This window comes from Enterococcus sp. AZ015, from assembly GCF_050499225.1.
Taxonomy (GTDB): Bacteria; Bacillota; Bacilli; order Lactobacillales; family Enterococcaceae; genus Enterococcus_D; species Enterococcus_D entomosocium.
Window position 1 is genome coordinate 586,374 of the sequence record NZ_JBMHEX010000001.1, and the last position, 17,252, is coordinate 603,625.

14 protein-coding genes are annotated in these 17,252 nt (G+C 42.6%); 13 read left to right on the forward strand and 1 reads right to left on the reverse strand.

Features of this window, described 5'->3' with window-relative positions:
- The first annotated feature begins 111 nt into the window (after positions 1-111).
- Positions 112-1,602 carry a helix-turn-helix domain-containing protein gene (locus tag IGK85_RS02740; RefSeq protein ID WP_008377968.1) on the forward strand — a complete coding sequence of 497 codons (1,491 nt, stop codon included), beginning with the start codon at positions 112-114 and terminating at the stop codon, positions 1,600-1,602.
- A gap of 196 nt (positions 1,603-1,798) precedes the next feature.
- Here the strand turns inward: IGK85_RS02740 and IGK85_RS02745 are convergent, their stop codons facing one another.
- Positions 1,799-2,002 (reverse strand): hypothetical protein, encoded by a 204-nt coding sequence (locus tag IGK85_RS02745; RefSeq protein WP_005232004.1) that lies wholly within the window; start codon positions 2,000-2,002, stop codon positions 1,799-1,801.
- 660 nt (positions 2,003-2,662) lie between these two features.
- Between IGK85_RS02745 and IGK85_RS02750 the strand changes: the two genes are divergently transcribed.
- From IGK85_RS02750 to IGK85_RS02805, 12 genes are all read left to right on the forward strand, one after another.
- Positions 2,663-6,271: an immunoglobulin-like domain-containing protein gene (locus tag IGK85_RS02750; RefSeq protein ID WP_429972132.1), complete on the forward strand. Its 3,609-nt coding sequence runs from the start codon at positions 2,663-2,665 to the stop codon at positions 6,269-6,271.
- 76 nt (positions 6,272-6,347) lie between these two features.
- Complete coding sequence (locus tag IGK85_RS02755; RefSeq protein ID WP_074932533.1) at positions 6,348-6,842, forward strand: DUF4352 domain-containing protein; 495 nt, start codon at positions 6,348-6,350, stop codon at positions 6,840-6,842.
- Positions 6,839-8,092 (forward strand): nucleotide sugar dehydrogenase, encoded by a 1,254-nt coding sequence (locus tag IGK85_RS02760; protein ID WP_429972133.1) that lies wholly within the window; start codon positions 6,839-6,841, stop codon positions 8,090-8,092. Before IGK85_RS02755 ends, IGK85_RS02760 begins: the two co-directional genes overlap by 4 nt.
- Positions 8,093-8,132: 40 nt before the next feature.
- Complete coding sequence (locus tag IGK85_RS02765) at positions 8,133-8,867, forward strand: YveK family protein (protein WP_008377977.1); 735 nt, start codon at positions 8,133-8,135, stop codon at positions 8,865-8,867.
- The gene (locus tag IGK85_RS02770; RefSeq protein ID WP_008377979.1) at positions 8,867-9,508 is read left to right on the forward strand and encodes a CpsD/CapB family tyrosine-protein kinase; all 642 of its coding nucleotides are present in this window, start codon (positions 8,867-8,869) and stop codon (positions 9,506-9,508) included. The genes IGK85_RS02765 and IGK85_RS02770 overlap by 1 nt, the downstream gene beginning before the upstream one ends.
- Positions 9,509-9,521: 13 nt before the next feature.
- Entirely contained in the window at positions 9,522-10,169 is a 648-nt protein-coding gene (locus tag IGK85_RS02775) for a sugar transferase (protein WP_008377982.1), read from the forward strand.
- Positions 10,169-10,915 (forward strand): WecB/TagA/CpsF family glycosyltransferase, encoded by a 747-nt coding sequence (locus tag IGK85_RS02780; RefSeq protein ID WP_008377984.1) that lies wholly within the window; start codon positions 10,169-10,171, stop codon positions 10,913-10,915. The genes IGK85_RS02775 and IGK85_RS02780 overlap by 1 nt, the downstream gene beginning before the upstream one ends.
- Positions 10,912-12,165, forward strand: coding sequence for an O-antigen ligase family protein (locus IGK85_RS02785; RefSeq protein WP_008377986.1), 1,254 nt, complete (start codon positions 10,912-10,914; stop codon positions 12,163-12,165). The genes IGK85_RS02780 and IGK85_RS02785 overlap by 4 nt, the downstream gene beginning before the upstream one ends.
- An 8-nt stretch (positions 12,166-12,173) precedes the next feature.
- Positions 12,174-13,589 (forward strand): lipopolysaccharide biosynthesis protein, encoded by a 1,416-nt coding sequence (locus IGK85_RS02790; RefSeq protein WP_008377988.1) that lies wholly within the window; start codon positions 12,174-12,176, stop codon positions 13,587-13,589.
- The gene (locus IGK85_RS02795; RefSeq protein WP_008377990.1) at positions 13,586-14,617 is read left to right on the forward strand and encodes a glycosyltransferase family 4 protein; all 1,032 of its coding nucleotides are present in this window, start codon (positions 13,586-13,588) and stop codon (positions 14,615-14,617) included. Before IGK85_RS02790 ends, IGK85_RS02795 begins: the two co-directional genes overlap by 4 nt.
- A gap of 32 nt (positions 14,618-14,649) precedes the next feature.
- The gene (gene wecB, locus IGK85_RS02800) at positions 14,650-15,747 is read left to right on the forward strand and encodes a non-hydrolyzing UDP-N-acetylglucosamine 2-epimerase (RefSeq protein ID WP_008377992.1); all 1,098 of its coding nucleotides are present in this window, start codon (positions 14,650-14,652) and stop codon (positions 15,745-15,747) included.
- 14 nt (positions 15,748-15,761) lie between these two features.
- Entirely contained in the window at positions 15,762-17,222 is a 1,461-nt protein-coding gene (locus IGK85_RS02805) for a helix-turn-helix domain-containing protein (RefSeq protein WP_008377994.1), read from the forward strand.
- Positions 17,223-17,252 lie beyond the last annotated feature (30 nt).

The window sequence follows — 17,252 nt, forward strand, 5'->3', positions numbered from 1 at the left end:
TTCAAGAAGCTTCTTAATGTGAATTTGGGAAATAGGAAGGTTTTTTTATGCACCTAAATATTGTACTATAGTAAAGACACTAGTCGGTGAGGAAGAAACACGGAGGGGAAAATGAGAGAATTGCAGTTAAATTTTATGCTAAATAAGACGACCGTTCGCTGGCTTCAAATGTTAAATACTTTTGAGCGAGAACGGACTTGTTCCATCGCAAGTTTAGCAAACAAACTTGATGTGACCCAACGGACGATCAGCTCGGATATCAAAGAATTGAAAACCTATCTACAAGAGGCAGCCGAATTTTCGCTTGTAGCCAATGGCTATCATTTTAGGGAAACGAATCCGAAAAAATACTTGTCCCAAAAAAAGGAGCTTGTTGCAGAAGAAGGAATGTATCAAATCGTGGAAGCCATTTTCCACGGTGAATTCTGTTCGGTTGAAGAGTGGGCGCAGCGCTTGTATGTATCAGAAAGTACGATGCGTCGTTATTTGAATACTGCTTCTGTGACGTTGCGAAAGTATCATGTGGAGTGGATCTTGCAACCGGTTAATTTGAGTGGCTCCGAAGCCAATATTCGCAAGTTCTTTAAAGATTTTTATTATGAATCAGATGTCACCCCTCATACGCTATTGCCCCCCAAAGAACTGATTGCACTAGTCAGTGATGTCTTCTCAGAAATGCCCGCAGAGCTGGTGAATACAGGCGTTTCTCCGAGTGATTTTTATTATAGCTTGTATATTGCGATCAAGCGTTACCAATTGGGAAAGACGGTTCAGATTCCTCAATCGTTGGAAAAAATCATCGAAACCCATGAGGCATTTGCCGTAATGAATGACTTAGCACCTAAAATCGAAGCGCTATACCGAGTAAGACTGCCGCAACAAGAAATTATGTGGCTTTATTTAGTGACCGTGATGAAACGGACTTTGACCGAGCCTGAAAAAGAGCAGCAATTCGTTGCATCGTTTGGACTGTATCCTGAACTCGAAGAACTGAGTCAGCGCTTCGTTCAAGAATGGGGCATTTCCTTTCAAGAGCCCCAACGGGTCAAGACGATGATCCACGCCTTTTTCCTGTCAAAGAAAATCAATGAGCAACTGGCGCCCGTTTTAAATCACTTGCTAACAGAAGTAAAAAATGAAGCGCAGAAGCATCGTTCTGCCGCTTATCAAAGGAATCTGGCATTTATGAAGCAGCACCAAGCGATTCTTGGGATCAAGCAGGAGTATCTGGTAGATATTTGTGCGGCACTGACCCTTTACAGTGAAGCAATCAGGGAGCTCTATGCTCAAAAAGTCAGACGGATCGCATTGATAATAGAAGGTGATCTCTATGCCTGTCACACGATTCGTGCGCGCTTTTTGCGTTATGTCGGCAATGATCATCTGGTATTTTTTCCAAAAATCAATGAATTGACGACCGATTATTTGAAGGGAAATGCCATTGATCTTGTGGTTACAAATTATAGTGAATATTTATCAGAGTTCATCTTATCGACTGATTATCTTTTGCTCAAAGCAATCCCCGATCATCAAGATTGGCAAAGAGTGATTGAAAAAATCGATCCTCAGTTAGGGCAAGCGTTAAACGCTCCCACAGCCTAATATACGTGTTGAAAAAGAGCATGACGAGGACATGTGTGGATAAATTAAAAGGAAAAGCCGCAACCGTTGCGATCAACGGTTGCGGCTTTTATTCGTTCATCTAATAAAAAAGGGAGTTATCTGAAAATAGGCCCACTGTTCCTGAATACCAAAAGATTGGGTTATTTTGGTGAAAGAACAGCCTACGTTGAAACAGTTAGTTGGCATTTACTAGTTTATCAAAAATTGCTTCAAAGGTTTTGAACGTATCACTATCTAACTGACAAAGCCATAAAAGGTAGCTTTTTTCTTTGAATGTCCATTCGATCGAAGGGTAAGAGGCAATCAAGGCATGGTATTTCTCTCGTTGTTCACTGGTAGCTAATAACCACCGCTTCTCAAAAATCTTTTTCTCTTCCATTTTTATCTATCCCCCATAAAGAAACGTTGCCTGAAACTTCACTAACGGGCAACGTAAATCTAATGATATGCAGATCTATGTTTAGTATACCAAAGAAAAATGAATTTTTTTAGAAGATGTGTAAAATTACATACAATTTCTTTTATTTTGCTTTTTTTGGGACCTTTTTTGAAGAAAAGAAGCGTTCTGTTGAAAGGAACTGTTGTTAAAAATGTTTGTGATAATACTAAGAATTAGTAGGCAGAAACCTTGTATCCATCGTATTGAGTCAAGTGGTTACAGGTAATAACAAAAATGGACGATCCTTTTTAAATGATAAGGAATCGTCTTTTTTTATAACACTTTTTTTTGCACAAACTTTTAAAATGCCTTATTTAAAAAGAAAATGAAAATCAATTTATTCATACAGGTTTGCAAATCTTGATTTATCGATTGATGATCAACCATGGTAAATTTAATCTCGTTAAAAACGATAAAATTTCGTCAAAAAAGCATTATTTTATAGCTCTAATTTAGGTTTTTAGAGAGTTTGTATCGAATAGGTTGTTCCGATAAGAGCTATAACTGATTTTTTTCGAGGGAGTAAGAAAGGGTGACTGATAAAAACGTGAAATGAATCTTTAAAGTACAAGAGAAAGAATAGAGAAAAAGGAGTTACTTATGAATAACAAATTTAGTAAAAAAGTCACAGGTTTATTGTTGATTAGTCATTTAACTTTATCGGCGTTGCCAATAAATGCGATGGCGACAGAAAAAACTGATAATTCTTCAGGAGTGACACAAGAGAGAATAGAAGCTCCAAATTTATTATTAGATAGTGAAGCAACTCAAAGCACAGAAAATGACCATACAGCAACCAATGAGCAAGCAGTTCAGGAAACAGAGGGTTCTCCTACTGAAAGTGAAGAAGCTCAAACAGAAGTTTCTACTGAGAACTCTTCAGAAAATAATGAAGTCGCAGAAAATGATGAACAAGCGGATGCACCAAATGAAGAAACCTCAGAAAGTAATTCTAACGAATCATCAGAAGACGCTGCTGAAACCCGTTCAACAAGGGCAAGTGTCCAAGTAACATCTGATGCTGAATTACGGACAGCGTTAGCCAATGCGACGGTTACACAAATCAGCTTAGCCAATAACATCACGATGACCAGTAGTGTGACATGGACAGGGACGACCAAAACGATTGAAGGTAATGGTCATACGTTAACCTTCGGGAATAATGTTCGGTTGTATGGAAATACGGTAAATCAAGGATTAAGTATCAGAAATGTGAGAATCGTGGCTCATGCAACAAATACGATCTATCAAAATAGAACGTCCAGTGTTTCCTTCACAAACGTTACTCATGAAAATAGTCATGCAACGGGGCGCTTACTCTATTTAGCCGCTAGCAATTCTTCAGCTAATTTCTTTGGCGAAAACCGATTAAATGCAGGTTCCTTGATTTGGGCTACTTCGAATGTCCGAATGAATATCGGCAGTGGTGCTTCTGTAGTTGCAAATAACAATGGAACAGCTCGTGCGATTTATCTTGCAAGTGGTGGTCGAATTGATTTAGGTGAAGGCAGTTTATTAGACGTTACTCAAAACAATCCTTCAAATACAGCAAAAGCAGTCTTGATCGAAGGAAGTGCCTCAAGCGTAGTAGTTAATTCGAATGCAACGTTTAAGATCACAAGTGCGCCAAATACGCAAAAAACACAAGAAGCATTGGGGTTGCGAGGTGCTTTGACCGTATTATCTGGGGGAACACTGGATGTCGTGGGAAGAAGCACGTATTCAACGGTAAACGTTGGACAATCAAGCACTTTCCACGAAGGATCAAATGTTCGAATCCAAAACAATCATACGAATGGAACCGCAATTGGGTCCTATCCAGGAACAACGAACTACACGATCCACTCATCGACAGGAATGCAAACTTGGAGAAGATCAGCTGATTTTTCAGGAGAGCCCAGCTTTAATTATCCAGAGTTTAGACAAGGTTCTTTCTCACTAAATACTTATACGAACAAACAAGTTACTTCGCGAATTGAATCCAATGACTCAATCTTCAACGCAACATTCAATAGTTCTCAAATCGGAAAAATCGCTTTTGGTGACTTTGTGGATACCGCAACGATTCAACAAACGACCATTGACGACTTAACCACAAGCTCAACGCACATTACGGGGCGAGCTGAGCCAAATGCCGATTTAGCAGTCACTATTGAAGGACAAGGAAGTTTAACGGGACGCGTTGCAAGTGATGGAACTTATCAATTTGCGATTCCGAACGCACCATTAGCAGTTGGAACAAAAGTGACTGTTACCGCAACGTCCAATGGTATTCAATCGGTTGCAGAAACAGTTGTAGAGGATAGTGAAAAAGAAACGATTGCCGAAACAACGATTTCCGAGCTTAATACTGACTCCACAAGTGTGACGGGAACGGCTGAGCCGAATGCTGAGATTACGATCAAAGCCGGTGACACGATCATTGCGAATGGACGAGTGGGTAGTGATGGTATCTATGCATTGACGATTGAGAAACAACAAGCTGGTACCGTAGTCACCGCCCAAGCAACCTTAAATGGCATTTCATCAAATATTGCAGAAACCATGGTTGAGCGAGCAACGATCGCCGAAACAACATTGAATGAGGTGACAACTACATCCACTACCGTTAGCGGAACAGCCGAACCAGATGCACATGTGGAAATTACTATAGGCGATTCTGAAACGAAAAATGTCACTGTTGACAGTGATGGCAATTTTGAAGTAGAAATTGATCAACAAGCAGCGGGAACAATTATTACTGCTCAAGCAAGCATCGATGGATTGCAATCAAATATTGCTTCAACGATCGTTGTCACTGATCCAGCAAACACCGAAGGCACGATTACACCAGCAAGCTACAATGTTTCTTCGGCCGATCAGTTCCTGAGAGGGTCGTATACCGGTGATGTTGTATCTGCCCGTGTGTATGTAAATGGATCATCCGTTCGTGGTGGGAATTTTGCTGATGGTTCGTTTGAATTCTTTATCGGCAATCGCATCCAATCCGTAGATGATGTCGTAGAAATCGAAGCCTTGGATCAATATGGCAAAGTACTTGATCGGACAACCGTTGAATTAACTAGAGATTTGGCTGGTTCGATCACACCGGATCAATATCGTGTTGGCGAAACAATGATTACAGGGACCTTTACGGGTGATGTCAATTTTGCACGTTTAGTGATCAATGGCACGCCTTCTAATGCATGGGGTGGTACCTTCAATGCCGATGGCACCTTCTCGTTTTATGTAGCGAATCTTGGAATCAAAGCGGGCGATAAAGTTGAGATCCAAGCGTTGAATCGTCAAGCCAACGGTGACAGTGAAGCCATCGAAGTGCTAGAAACCAAAGAAGTAACAGTGATTGATCAACTTCAAGGGACGATCACACCGGATCAATACAGTTACACCGATACCATGATTACGGGAACCTTTACGGGAGATATCAATTTTGCCAACTTGGTGATTGATGGACAATCGGTAGGAAACTGGGGTGGTACCTTCAACAAAGAAACGGGTCGCTTTGAGTTCTTTGTTCAGGCGCAATTTAGAGAACAGATCAGAACAGCAGCGAAAGTAGAATTGCAAACCTACCATCGTGAAACAGTCGATGGACAAACGATTGATCATAAGCTGGTGTTGCAGCCGGTAGAAATCGTCAAAGCAGCAGGCACGATTCAACCAGCAGCCTTCAAAGTGACAGAGAGTGAAATTACCGGAACCTTTACAGGCGATGTGAATTTCGCCAACTTGATCGTTGATGGGCGCTCGGTTTCATGGGGCGGTTCATTTGACGCAACGAGCCAGACATTTACTTACTTTGTCAATCAAACGACCCGCGACTTGATTCGCGATGCGGAAACAGTTGAATTGGTTGCTTACCATCGGGAGGTTGTTAATGGCCGTCCGGTGGACACCAAATTGGATCGCAGTGTAGTCACTATCGACAAAGAATTTGTTGGCACAATTACGCCAAACCCTTACAAATTAGGGGATCGAATCGTTACGGGAACCTATACAGGAGATGACATCAACTTTGCTCGACTTGAAATTGATGGCATGATCCTGTGGGTGAGCAGTTTTGCGGATGGTACCTTTACCGCCTACTTGAACCAAGAACAAGCCAATAGCGTGACAAAAGACAGCCAGATGACGATCTATGCATTGCATCGTTTTGCTGACTTAAGCACACGAGAGATTGCACAAGCAACCGTTTCGATCACAGAATAAGAAACAAAAACTACGAGAGACCCTTGTACCTTGCCTGTTGCAAGGGTCTCTTCATTGATAGAAAGAGAGAAAGCAAATGAACATGAAGAAAAAAATCGTTACCTTCTTTAGCCTTGCCCTTATGGGGAGTTTTTTAGCGGCTTGCTCGACGGATGACCAAGCAAAGACGGATACTACCCAAGGCAGCGAACCGATCGAACAAATCACGGACCAAAGCAATGCCGAGCCGCAATCGATCATTGGTGGATTAAAGATCATCATCGACAAACAAGAAATCAATCAAAAGAAAACAGAAGATGGGGAACAAGTTTTACATACATTTACCATCACAGCAGAAAATATGGGGTCAGTTGCCGCAGGGTTAGGTTCAATTGATTTCCTGCTAGAAACCGAGGATGGGGAACTTCTTGAACTTGATCATACTATGGCGATGTTTGGCAATGAGATCGCTGTAGGTGAAACCATCACTGGACAAGTTTCCTTTGCTTTAGAAGAAGGGCAAGTGGCGAAAAAATTGATTTATAAGCCTGGAGAAGAACAATTGGCAGAATGGGATGTTAAGAGCGAATGAAGGTAAACGTTATCGGATTGGGGTATATCGGGCTACCCACAGCACTTACTTTTGCAAACCATGGGATTGAAGTCGTTGGGGTTGATGTGTCAGAAACAGTCGTTCAATCACTTCAAGCTGGTCAGGCACCAATCGAAGAACCCGACATTGATCGCTATCTAGCACAAGCTTTAGCGAAAAAGACATTCAAGGCACAATTGGTACCAGAAAAAGCGGATGCCTTTATCATTGCCGTACCAACGCCAAACCTCGCTGATCAATTTGGTAGTTGCGACTTGTCCTACGTCAAGGCGGCGATGGCTGCTATCCTACCCTATCTTGAACAAGGCAATACAGTCATTGTTGAATCGACCATTCAACCTCGCACGATGGAGGACATCGTTGGACCATTTTTTGAAAAAGCAGGCTATACCATTGGAGAAGAACTCTATTTGTTGCATTGCCCAGAGCGAGTTTTACCAGGGAAAATTTTTGAAGAGCTGGTGATGAACAATCGAATCATTGGTGGCATGACGAGCGCTTGCACCCAACAAGGCAAACGCATTTATCAGACCTTCGTCAAAGGAAACGTGCTGGAGACTTCTGCAAGTATCGCTGAGCTATCGAAATTGATGGAAAACACCTATCGCGACTTGAACATTGCACTAGCCAATGAATTGGTCCAAATTGGGGATCGCCTAAACATTGATGCACTCCAAGTGATTGAGTTAGCCAATCAGCATCCACGGGTCAATATCCATCAACCGGGACCTGGTGTCGGCGGTCATTGCTTAGCAGTCGATCCGTATTTTGTTGTCGCGGCAGCACCTGATGACGCGAAGTTAATTCAATTGGGGCGGATGATCAATACAGAGATGCCTGAATTCATTATAAAAAAAGTCGAAGAAATCTTAGCGATTCATGGTGGAAACAAAATCGCGGTCCTAGGGTTGGCGTATAAGGGCAACATTGACGATGCCAGAGAAAGTCCGGCTGTTGAGATCGCCAAAAGATTGAAACAAAAGAAAGCTCTGCAAGTCACTACCTATGATCCTTATGTCGCCACTTCTGATGTTGCACAAATTGAAGCAGCACTAACAGACAGTGATCTGGCATTGATCCTCTGTGACCATGATGCCTTTAAAGACATAGCGCCGGCAGCCATTCAAGCGATGAAACAAAAAATCGTTTTTGACACGAAAAATATTGTGACAGGTAAAACGAGGTTCGAGGCTGCCTATTCTCTTGGGTCATTACCAAGCGCCCAGTAAATGGTTTGATTGCTATTTCTGTTATTGAAAGGGAAAACCAATGAATAAAGAAATAAATATGAAAAAATTGAAGCAAGTCCTTCAGCAACGAATAGGCTGGATCCTCATGATCATTAGTATTCCCTTACTAGCGATGTTGCTTTATCTAACCCTGTTTGCTGAACCCATTTATCAAAAAAGTGCGCAGTTGCTGATTAGTCAGTCAGAAACGATAGCTGGCAATCGTCTGGAAAACCAGACGATTCAGGCAGACCTTCAGCTCGTCAGTACCTATAGCACCATCATCATGAGTCCTCGCATCTTAAATGAAGTCAGTGAGGCGCTAGAGGGAAGCTACGATGTGGCTGAATTGTCGGAGATTTTGAGTGTTACCAATGCCACCAACTCGCAGATCATCGAAATCAACGCTTACCATCAAAGTCCGAAGATCGCAGCCGAAATCGCCAATACGACCGCCAGCGTTTTTAGTGAAGAGATCCCTAAGATCATGAACATTGATAATGTCACGATCTTAGCAGAAGGAACCGTTTTGCCACAAGAAACGCCTGCTCGTCCAAACAAGTTTTTGTTGTACAGTTTGACCACTTTTTTAAGTCTTCTTTTCGCTTTTACGTATGTGTTCCTCCTGTTGGTTTTTGAGCGCAGCTTTGCTTCGAATACGGAAATCGAAGAGGTCTTAGGGGTAAAAGTCATCGGTGAGATAAGCAAAGAAAAACGAGTTGCTTCGTTTAAAACCATCCAGTCGAGAAGCTTTAGAGGAAGGAAGCGTGTGTGATGCGTAGCATGAAGGAAAATTATTCCATCATCAGTGAACAAGTCAAGTTGATTCGCGAAAATGTCGACTATTTATGCCAACAACAAGATGCTCAAACGATTTTGATTACTTCAGGAGAAAGCGGTACGGGAAAATCCACGGTCTCGGCAAATTTGGCGGTCGCCTATGCCCAAAAAGGGAACCGAACCTTATTGATCGATGCGGATCTGCGTAAACCCACCCAACATTATTTGTTTTCACAAGAAATGCACGTGGGCTTGTCCAACTATATCCGACGGGACATCTCGATCGAAAGCTGTGTCCAACAAGTGATTTTAGAAGATTGCGAATTTTCAATCATTACTAGCGGAGCCATTATGTCAAACCCTAATGATCTGCTCGCTTCTTCGAAAATGACCGCAGCCTTGCAAGAGGTCAAACAACTATACGATGTGGTCATTATTGATACGCCACCAGTCAATGTCGTTTCGGATGCCTTGATCCTAGCCAAGAAAGTCGACGGTGTACTTTTAGTCGTTCATGCGGATAAAACGAACAAACAATCCGCAAAAAATGCCGTCAAAAAGCTACGCCTAGTTAACGCAAACATCTTAGGTGTCGTGGCGAATGGCACGGACACGGGCGAAAATTACTATTATTAAGGAGGGGAACTTTGTGGAAAGACCCGCTTTAGACAAGCAGTCAAGGGTTCAAGCGACTAGTTATTTACGTTGGAAACGCACGATAGAAACTATCTTTAGCTTGGGCTTATTAGTCGTCCTTAGCCCGCTGTTACTGCTGATTTGTATAGGGATCAAATTTTCTAACTGGCAGGCACCGATTATTTTTAAGCAAGTTCGTGTTGGCAAAAATGAGGCCACGTTTGTGATGTACAAATTTCGAACGATGGTGCCTGATGCCGATCAATTATTAGGGCGATACCTTGATAAAAACGAAATTGAAGGGGCCATGTTCAAGCTGAAGAAAGATCCGCGAGTGACGCGCTTAGGCCGTTTTTTAAGAAAAACGAGTCTTGATGAACTGCCCCAATTGATCAATGTCTTGAAAGGGGAGATGGCACTGGTCGGCCCCCGTCCTCCTTTAGAAAGAGAAGTCGTCAGTTATTCAGAAAAAGACAAGCAACGATTGTGTGTCACACCCGGGTGCACAGGGTTGTGGCAAGTCAGTGGACGAAACGAATTGAGCTTTCAAGAGATGGTCGCATTGGATCTCTATTACATCAATAACCTGAGCTGGTTATTGGACTTGAAAATAATTATGAAAACGATTGGCGTTGTTTTCTTACCCAAAGGAGCATTCTAATGGAGCAACAAGTACGTGTATCACTTTTAGGCAGCAATCTCGATTCCTTAAACTTTCAGGAAACCATTACTAAGATCGAGGCAATGATCGAACAGGGGATGCCCGCACAGCATGTTTCAATTAACGCGGGAAAAATAAACTTGATGCGAAAAGATCCCTCGTTGCGATCGATCGTCAATCGGGCAGCTTTGATCACGGCTGATGGGCAGTCGATTGTCTGGGCAGCGAAATATTTAGGGTGCCCGGTACCAGAAAGGGTAACAGGCATCGATCTTTTTCGCGAGCTGGTCAAATTGGCAGCAGAAAAAGGCTGGCGTCCTTATTATTTAGGAGCAACTGCCGAAGTCGTAGAAGCCGTCGTCAAACATGACCAACAGCTCTATCCCGACCTGAACATAGCGGGTTTTCACCATGGCTATTTTTCCGAAGTCGAATCATTGGACGTGGCAAAAGAGATTGCACGGACGCAACCAGACTTGCTGTTTGTCGCTTTTTCTAGCCCGCAAAAAGAGATTTGGCTCGATACATTCAGCGAAGTGTTGCAAGTGCCATTTGCGATGGGCGTTGGCGGCAGCTTTGATATCGTCGCAGGCAAAACCAAACGAGCGCCTTTGTGGATGCAGCGGGCAGGTTTGGAATGGTTTTATCGCTTTGCGCAAGAGCCAGTCAGGATGTTTGATCGCTATATCATAGGAAATTTACGCTTTTTACAGTATGTGTGGGGAGAAAAAAGAAGAAACGCATGAAATCAAAACAGCAAAGCCATCACCGCTTCTTCCTGGGGATTGTGGCCATTTTTCCGATAATCGACGTCTTAAACGGCTTATTTCTAAGTCTGGGCATTCCTTTTCCCATTGGCGTGTTCTACCGTTTGCTGTTCTTTTTGTTCTTAGTGATTATGATCGTGACAGAAAAGATTCCCCATAGCTACTATACATATTTAACGTATGGGTTTATCGCTGTGACGCTTACGATTTTTCTGTTACAAGCACTTTTTCTAGGGTACAGCTGGCAGTGGGTGATCGAGGATCTATCGGTGTATATCAAATACCTCTTATGGGTACTGATTCCTTATTATGTCTATCAACGAAAAAACGACTTCTCCAAACTGCACTACGACAGCTTGTTTATTGTTATCAGTGTCTGCTTCACCTTGGGGCTACTGATTCCTTATTTTTTAGGGCTAGGCTACCAAACTTATGACAATTCTGATGCTGGGTATAAAGGCTATTTCTTTGCCAATAATGATACGAGCTTTGCCTTTATTGTTTCAATCACCTTTACAGTCCAGGCACTAATTGTTTCGATCAAAGAACAGACCCATAAGTTTTCACTGTTTTTGGCTAGTTTATTCGCTGGAAATTTCGTCTGTTTGGTCTTGGTCGGTACGAAAACCGGCGTGTTTTATGGTGTCGGTGTGTTGTTCTATCTTTTAATCCGATTGGTGCTAGGCATTGAACGTAAAGCATTTCTGCAACAATTGTTTATCTGGTTTATGAGTTTTATTACGATTGCTTGGCTGCTTATTCAAGGACTACCATTGCTGATCCAAGCCGTCGAAGGAACCTATCTTCGCATGGTGTATTTTTATCATCTTTTCGACGGGGACTTGATCCGGCTATTTTCTAGTTCAAGAAGTGATTTTTTGATTGGTGGGATGAACGCCTTCTTAAATGATGAGGCCCGACACTTTACCATGATCTTTGGCCAAGGCTTTGAATACCGTTTGGCACACTTTGGTCGTCTTGGCTTAATTGAAATGGACTTCTTCGACACCCTTTTCGGGCAAGGCCTACTGGGAATAGCGTTATTGCTGCTAATGCTCGCCTATTTTGTCTATTTGGCCTTTCAGCCACGAAAACGATCGGTTTATAGTTTTGCCTTGATCGTGGTGCTTTTTTATAGTTTTTTTGCCGGGCATGTTTTGTATTCGGCATTGTCTTCCACCTTTTTAGGATTGATTTGTGGAGGCATTATTTTAACAGAGAAAGAGTGAACAACTGATTGAAAAAATTACTTTTGAGGCTGGGCTTTTTCTCCCTCGGTTCGTTAGGTTCGGCGGTCTTAAACTTGGTGCTTTTGCCCGTAACGACCAGCTTTTTGACACCCCAAGAATATGGGAAGACCAGTATGTTTTTCCTTGCACAGACCTTTTTGATATACGTGATCTATCTCGGCTTCGACCAAGCCTTTACGAGGGAATACCATGACCACGAAAACAAACGCGAGTTATTGCAACAAGCGATGCTCGTCCCGTTGCTCGGTTCATTTTTCTTTCAGCTGATCCTAGTGGTTTTTGCGGAAGATTTTTCGCAGCTTTTATTTGAATCTCCACAGTACACCCGTGCGATTTATTTATTTGCTCTTTCGTCGGGACTGCTGATTTTTGAACGGTTTCTTTTGTTAACGGTTCGAATGCAAAACAAAGCGATCCAGTTCTCCGTTTACAGTATTTTGGTGAAATTCATGGTCTTGTTCATCACGTTGCTGTTTCTCTTTTTTGGTCCGCCGACGTTTATTACGGTGGTCTATGGCATGCTCTTCGGTCAGATTATCGGTGATTGTCTGTTGATTCTGGCAAACCTGGCGCTTTTTATGCCGCTCATTCGCCAAATCGATCGCAACCTGATCAAAAAGCTGAGTCGTTTTGGCTTGCCGACGGTGGTGGGAACGTTCCTCTATAGCCTGTTAATGATTATCGACAAAATGATGCTGCGCTATTTTGCTGATTTTGCCGCTTTGGGCATCTACACGGCTGCATTCAAAGTGGCAAGTGCCTTGATGATTCTACAAGTTAGTTTTGCCAATTTTTGGATTCCGACCTCCTATGAATGGTTCAAAAAAGGCAAACCATTGATTTATTACGAACGAGTCAGTCACTTTATCATGTTCGTCTTGTCGATTTTCTTTTTACTGATGGTCTTTTTCAAAGAAACGATCGTCATCTTATTGTCGCAAGACTACTTAGAGGCCCAGTACTTGTTTCCCTTGTTATGTTTTTATCCCTTGATGATGACGATCAGTGAAACGACCAATCTCGGGATCGTTTTTTATAAGAAAAGTCATTTGAATATTGCTGCCTCTTTGCTGGCGGTCTTAGCCGCATCCCTTGGTCATCTCCTACTCGTACCGACAATTGGCGCCACAGGAGCGGCTTGTGCTACGGCATTAGGGTACTTGGTCTTCTTTTTTGCCCGTACATATTTTTCGATGACCTATTGGCAGGGGTTCTCAGTCAAACGCCAAATCAGCCTTTCGATCATGCTGTATTGCTTTGCGCTGTTTACGGCATTCAATCGGACTCTTTGGCTGGAAAAGAGCCTCGTTTTGCTGCTGATGCTCTTCGTCGTTGTTCTTTATCGCAAGGAACTAAAGCAGGTAACTAGATTTGTACAAGAAAGGAAAATCAACAAAGCATGAATATCTTACTTATCGGTCCAGATCCAGCAGCAAAAGGGGGGATCGCAACGGTCATTCATAATTTCCAAAAAGCAAAAGCGCCAGAGGACGTGCGTTTCGTCGTCCATAAGACTTGGTCGGAAAAAGGAAAATATTGGACGCAGCTCAAAGCGTTTCTTACGTTTCGTCGGCACATCAAAAAAGAAAGGTGCCAGATCCTTCATTTCCACGTTGCGCAAAAGGGCAGTTTCTATCGCAAGAGTTTGCTGTTGTTGCTAGCACCAAAACATTGCAAGACGATTTTTCATATGCATGCTTCGCAATTTGACCAGTTTTATCAAAACAGTCCTTCATGGGCAAAGTGGTGGGTCCGTTTTACCTTAGCTCGGGTGGATCAGCTCGTAGTGCTAAGTAGTAGCTGGTCAGCATTTTACCAAACGATTACCGATACCTCAATCGAGGTCTTGCCAAATGCCGTAGCGGTGCCGGAGGAATCCTTTTATGACCCCACCGCAAAATGGATCATCACTCTTGGCAGGATCGGGCAAAGAAAAGGCAGTTTTGATCTGTTGGCAGTTGCAAAAGCAATGGCTGTTTCCTTTCCCGAGATTCGCTTTATGTTATTTGGCGATCAAGAAAATCAACAGGTTGCCCAACAGCTCCAAGAAGAGGCTCTCACCAATGTGTTCTTAAATGAGTGGGTAGCAACCGATGCGTTACCAGCTGTTTTTCGTAAGGCAGCCATCCATTTTCTCCCTTCTTATCACGAAGGCTTGCCGATGGCGATCTTAGAAACCATGGCGGCAGGTATCCCCAATGTAACGACGAAGGTTGGGGGAATCCCAGAGTTGATCCAATCGGGTGAAAACGGCTACCTAGTAGCTGCCGGTGATATTCAAGCAATGATCGAGACGTTGAGCGGTCTGTTAGCTAACGAGGAAGAACGAATCAAAAGCAGCCAACAAGCCAGAGCAACGATTGAGCAACAGTATGCCTTAACGTCGTATATGAAGCGCTGGCAGAAGATTTACAAAAAGCAACTTGATTAATGCTCAAATTGCTGAAAAAAAGGAGAAGTACGATGCAAAAAATAAAGGTATTATCTATTTTTGGTACACGACCAGAAGCCATCAAGATGGCACCGGTCATAAAAAAACTAGCAAATGATCCACGCTTTCTATCAAAGATCGTCGTGACAGGGCAGCATCGAGAAATGCTTGAGCAAACATTAGCGGCGTTTGAGCTGACCCCTGATTACGACTTGGCTATCATGCGAGAAAATCAAACCTTGTCTAGTATCACCAGTCGTATTTTAGAAGGACTCGAAGGTATTTTTCAATCAGAAGAACCAGACGTAGTGTTGGTCCATGGCGATACGACGACGGCAGTGGCAGCTGCGCTGGCCGCTTTTTATCAGCAGATCTTGATTGGTCATGTGGAGGCTGGGCTACGAACAGGTAACAAGAATGATCCGTTTCCAGAAGAAATGAATCGCCGGTTGATTGATCAACTAGCAGATTTTCTCTTTGCCCCTACAGATCAAAGCCAGGCAAATCTGCTAAAAGAAAATCATCCACAAGACCGCATCGTCGTTACTGGCAATACGTCTATTGATGCTTTGTACCACACCTTGGCACAAAAAAAAGACCGAAAACCAATCAGTGAGAAAAAAATCCTTTTAGTTACAATGCACCGGCGAGAAAACATTGGGCAACCCATGGAACAAGTGTTTCGTGCACTAAAACGGATCGCTGTTGCTTATCCCGCACTGACGATCGTCTTTCCGATGCATAAAAACCCTCGTGTCCGTACACTAGCCAAGCGCTATTTAGAAGGGCAGCAAAATATTGAGTTGATCGAACCATTGGATGCCCCTGCATTCTATCAGTTACTGGCAGACAGCTACCTTGTTTTGACCGATTCAGGAGGGATTCAAGAAGAAGCACCCTCCTTGGGGATTCCTGTCTTGATCGTACGTGAAACGACGGAACGCCCAGAAGGGGTGGCAGCAGGGACTTTGAAACTCATTGGTACCCATGAGGAGCATGTGTATTCAGAAATCGTTCATTTATTGTCTGATGAGGCAGCATACAAACAGATGGCGCAAGCCAAAAATCCCTATGGAGATGGACAAGCCAGTGAGCGGATCGTGGCTGAATTAAAAAGTTATTTCGAGTAGAGGAAGGCGAACCTATGAGACAATTCCAATCATCTTTTGTCATTAGTAAAACGACGCTAAGGTGGCTACATTTGCTAGAACATATGGAGCACGCTTCTCATACACCGATCCGTGGGTTGTCAAAAGTGATCAAAAGCTCTAGCCGAACCATCATTGAAGATTTACAAAACATTAAAGAGTATTTCGAAGATGCTATCGAAATGGAAACGTCAAATAGTGGCTATCAGCTACAAGTCATCGATACAGAAAGCTACTTAGAAAAAAAACGGAATTTGATCAGTAACGAGCCGTTGTTTCGCATCTTTGAGAGCATTTTTTTAGGGGAAATATTGACCATCAATGAGTGGTCAGACATTTTGTTTATTTCCCCTGCCACGTTGATGCGGTATTTTCGAAAGATCGACCCAATTTTAGCACAGTACCAACTGACATTAAACAAAACCACCGTTGATCTTATTGGTGAGGAAGTCAATATTCGCCATTTTTTTCTGAACTTTTATTATGAATCCGATAGTACGCCGCATACCGTATTTCCGCCGTTGATCATTCATGAGATCGGTTTAAACTTGAAAAAAGAAGAATTCGATAGCAATTTCTCTAATCTTGCCTTTGAGGAAATCAGTTACATGCTTTATATCATTTTAGAGCGAACCTCTCATGGCCATTACGTCACGATCGATCCAGCCATCGTCAAGCAGTTTCGTAAAGAGTATTATCTTGAGCTGAAAAAATTAAAGACGATGCTATCGAACCATTTGCAAACGACGATCGCCGAAAAAGAAATCATCTACTTTTATGCGTTATCGATGGGAAAACGGACGGTGTTTGATATTGATATGGAAAGGGACTTTTGCAACAAGTTAGGCAAAGACTCGCAGATCCTGCAACTAACCCAACGTTATCTAAAGGAGGCAGGCGTACCGCCGTATGCGCTGGAATATAGTACGGTTTTGATCCAGTCTTTTTTTGCGACGATCTTACTAAAAAATAAACTTTCACCGGTCTTGAACAAAGTGATTCCCGATTTGATCTCATTTGTAAAAAAACATTTTCCAGAGGAAATGGCACAAAACACAGCGTTCTTACAAAAACAATTCAAACAACTGAAGTGTCTGTCTTTAGACATGATCGTAGATATCAGCGCAGTGTTTACCATTCATATGGACTGTGTGAAAGAATTGTACTGGGGGAAGCCTAAAAAAATTGCGTTCCTGTTAGAAGGGAATCAATTTATCTCGCAACGAATTCAGGTCACTGCTCGTAAGTATCTAGGCAGTTATCAGAAACTCTTTTTTCCGAATGTATTAGATATCAATCCCGGCTATTTTGAGGCGAACCAATTTGATATCGTCGTCACAAATTATAATGAGCATATGTCGAATTTTTCTTGTTCTGGCGTGTATTTATTGTTCAATAAAATCCCGAACTCAACCGATTGGCGCAGACTCATGTCATTGATCGACTTTAAACTTTAACAATGGTCCAGGTGCAAAATAATTCTCAGA

What these genes read in the sequence shown, in the direction of transcription:
- IGK85_RS02740 (WP_008377968.1), top strand. Translation starts at nt 112, where the DNA reads ATGAGAGAATTGCAGTTAAATTTTATGCTAAATAAGACGACCGTTCGC.
- IGK85_RS02745 (WP_005232004.1), bottom strand. Translation starts at nt 2,002, where the DNA reads ATGGAAGAGAAAAAGATTTTTGAGAAGCGGTGGTTATTAGCTACCAGT.
- IGK85_RS02750 (WP_429972132.1), top strand. Translation starts at nt 2,663, where the DNA reads ATGAATAACAAATTTAGTAAAAAAGTCACAGGTTTATTGTTGATTAGT.
- IGK85_RS02755 (WP_074932533.1), top strand. Translation starts at nt 6,348, where the DNA reads ATGAACATGAAGAAAAAAATCGTTACCTTCTTTAGCCTTGCCCTTATG.
- IGK85_RS02760 (WP_429972133.1), top strand. Translation starts at nt 6,839, where the DNA reads ATGAAGGTAAACGTTATCGGATTGGGGTATATCGGGCTACCCACAGCA.
- IGK85_RS02765 (WP_008377977.1), top strand. Translation starts at nt 8,133, where the DNA reads ATGAATAAAGAAATAAATATGAAAAAATTGAAGCAAGTCCTTCAGCAA.
- IGK85_RS02770 (WP_008377979.1), top strand. Translation starts at nt 8,867, where the DNA reads ATGCGTAGCATGAAGGAAAATTATTCCATCATCAGTGAACAAGTCAAG.
- IGK85_RS02780 (WP_008377984.1), top strand. Translation starts at nt 10,169, where the DNA reads ATGGAGCAACAAGTACGTGTATCACTTTTAGGCAGCAATCTCGATTCC.
- IGK85_RS02785 (WP_008377986.1), top strand. Translation starts at nt 10,912, where the DNA reads ATGAAATCAAAACAGCAAAGCCATCACCGCTTCTTCCTGGGGATTGTG.
- IGK85_RS02795 (WP_008377990.1), top strand. Translation starts at nt 13,586, where the DNA reads ATGAATATCTTACTTATCGGTCCAGATCCAGCAGCAAAAGGGGGGATC.
- wecB (WP_008377992.1), top strand. Translation starts at nt 14,650, where the DNA reads ATGCAAAAAATAAAGGTATTATCTATTTTTGGTACACGACCAGAAGCC.
- IGK85_RS02805 (WP_008377994.1), top strand. Translation starts at nt 15,762, where the DNA reads ATGAGACAATTCCAATCATCTTTTGTCATTAGTAAAACGACGCTAAGG.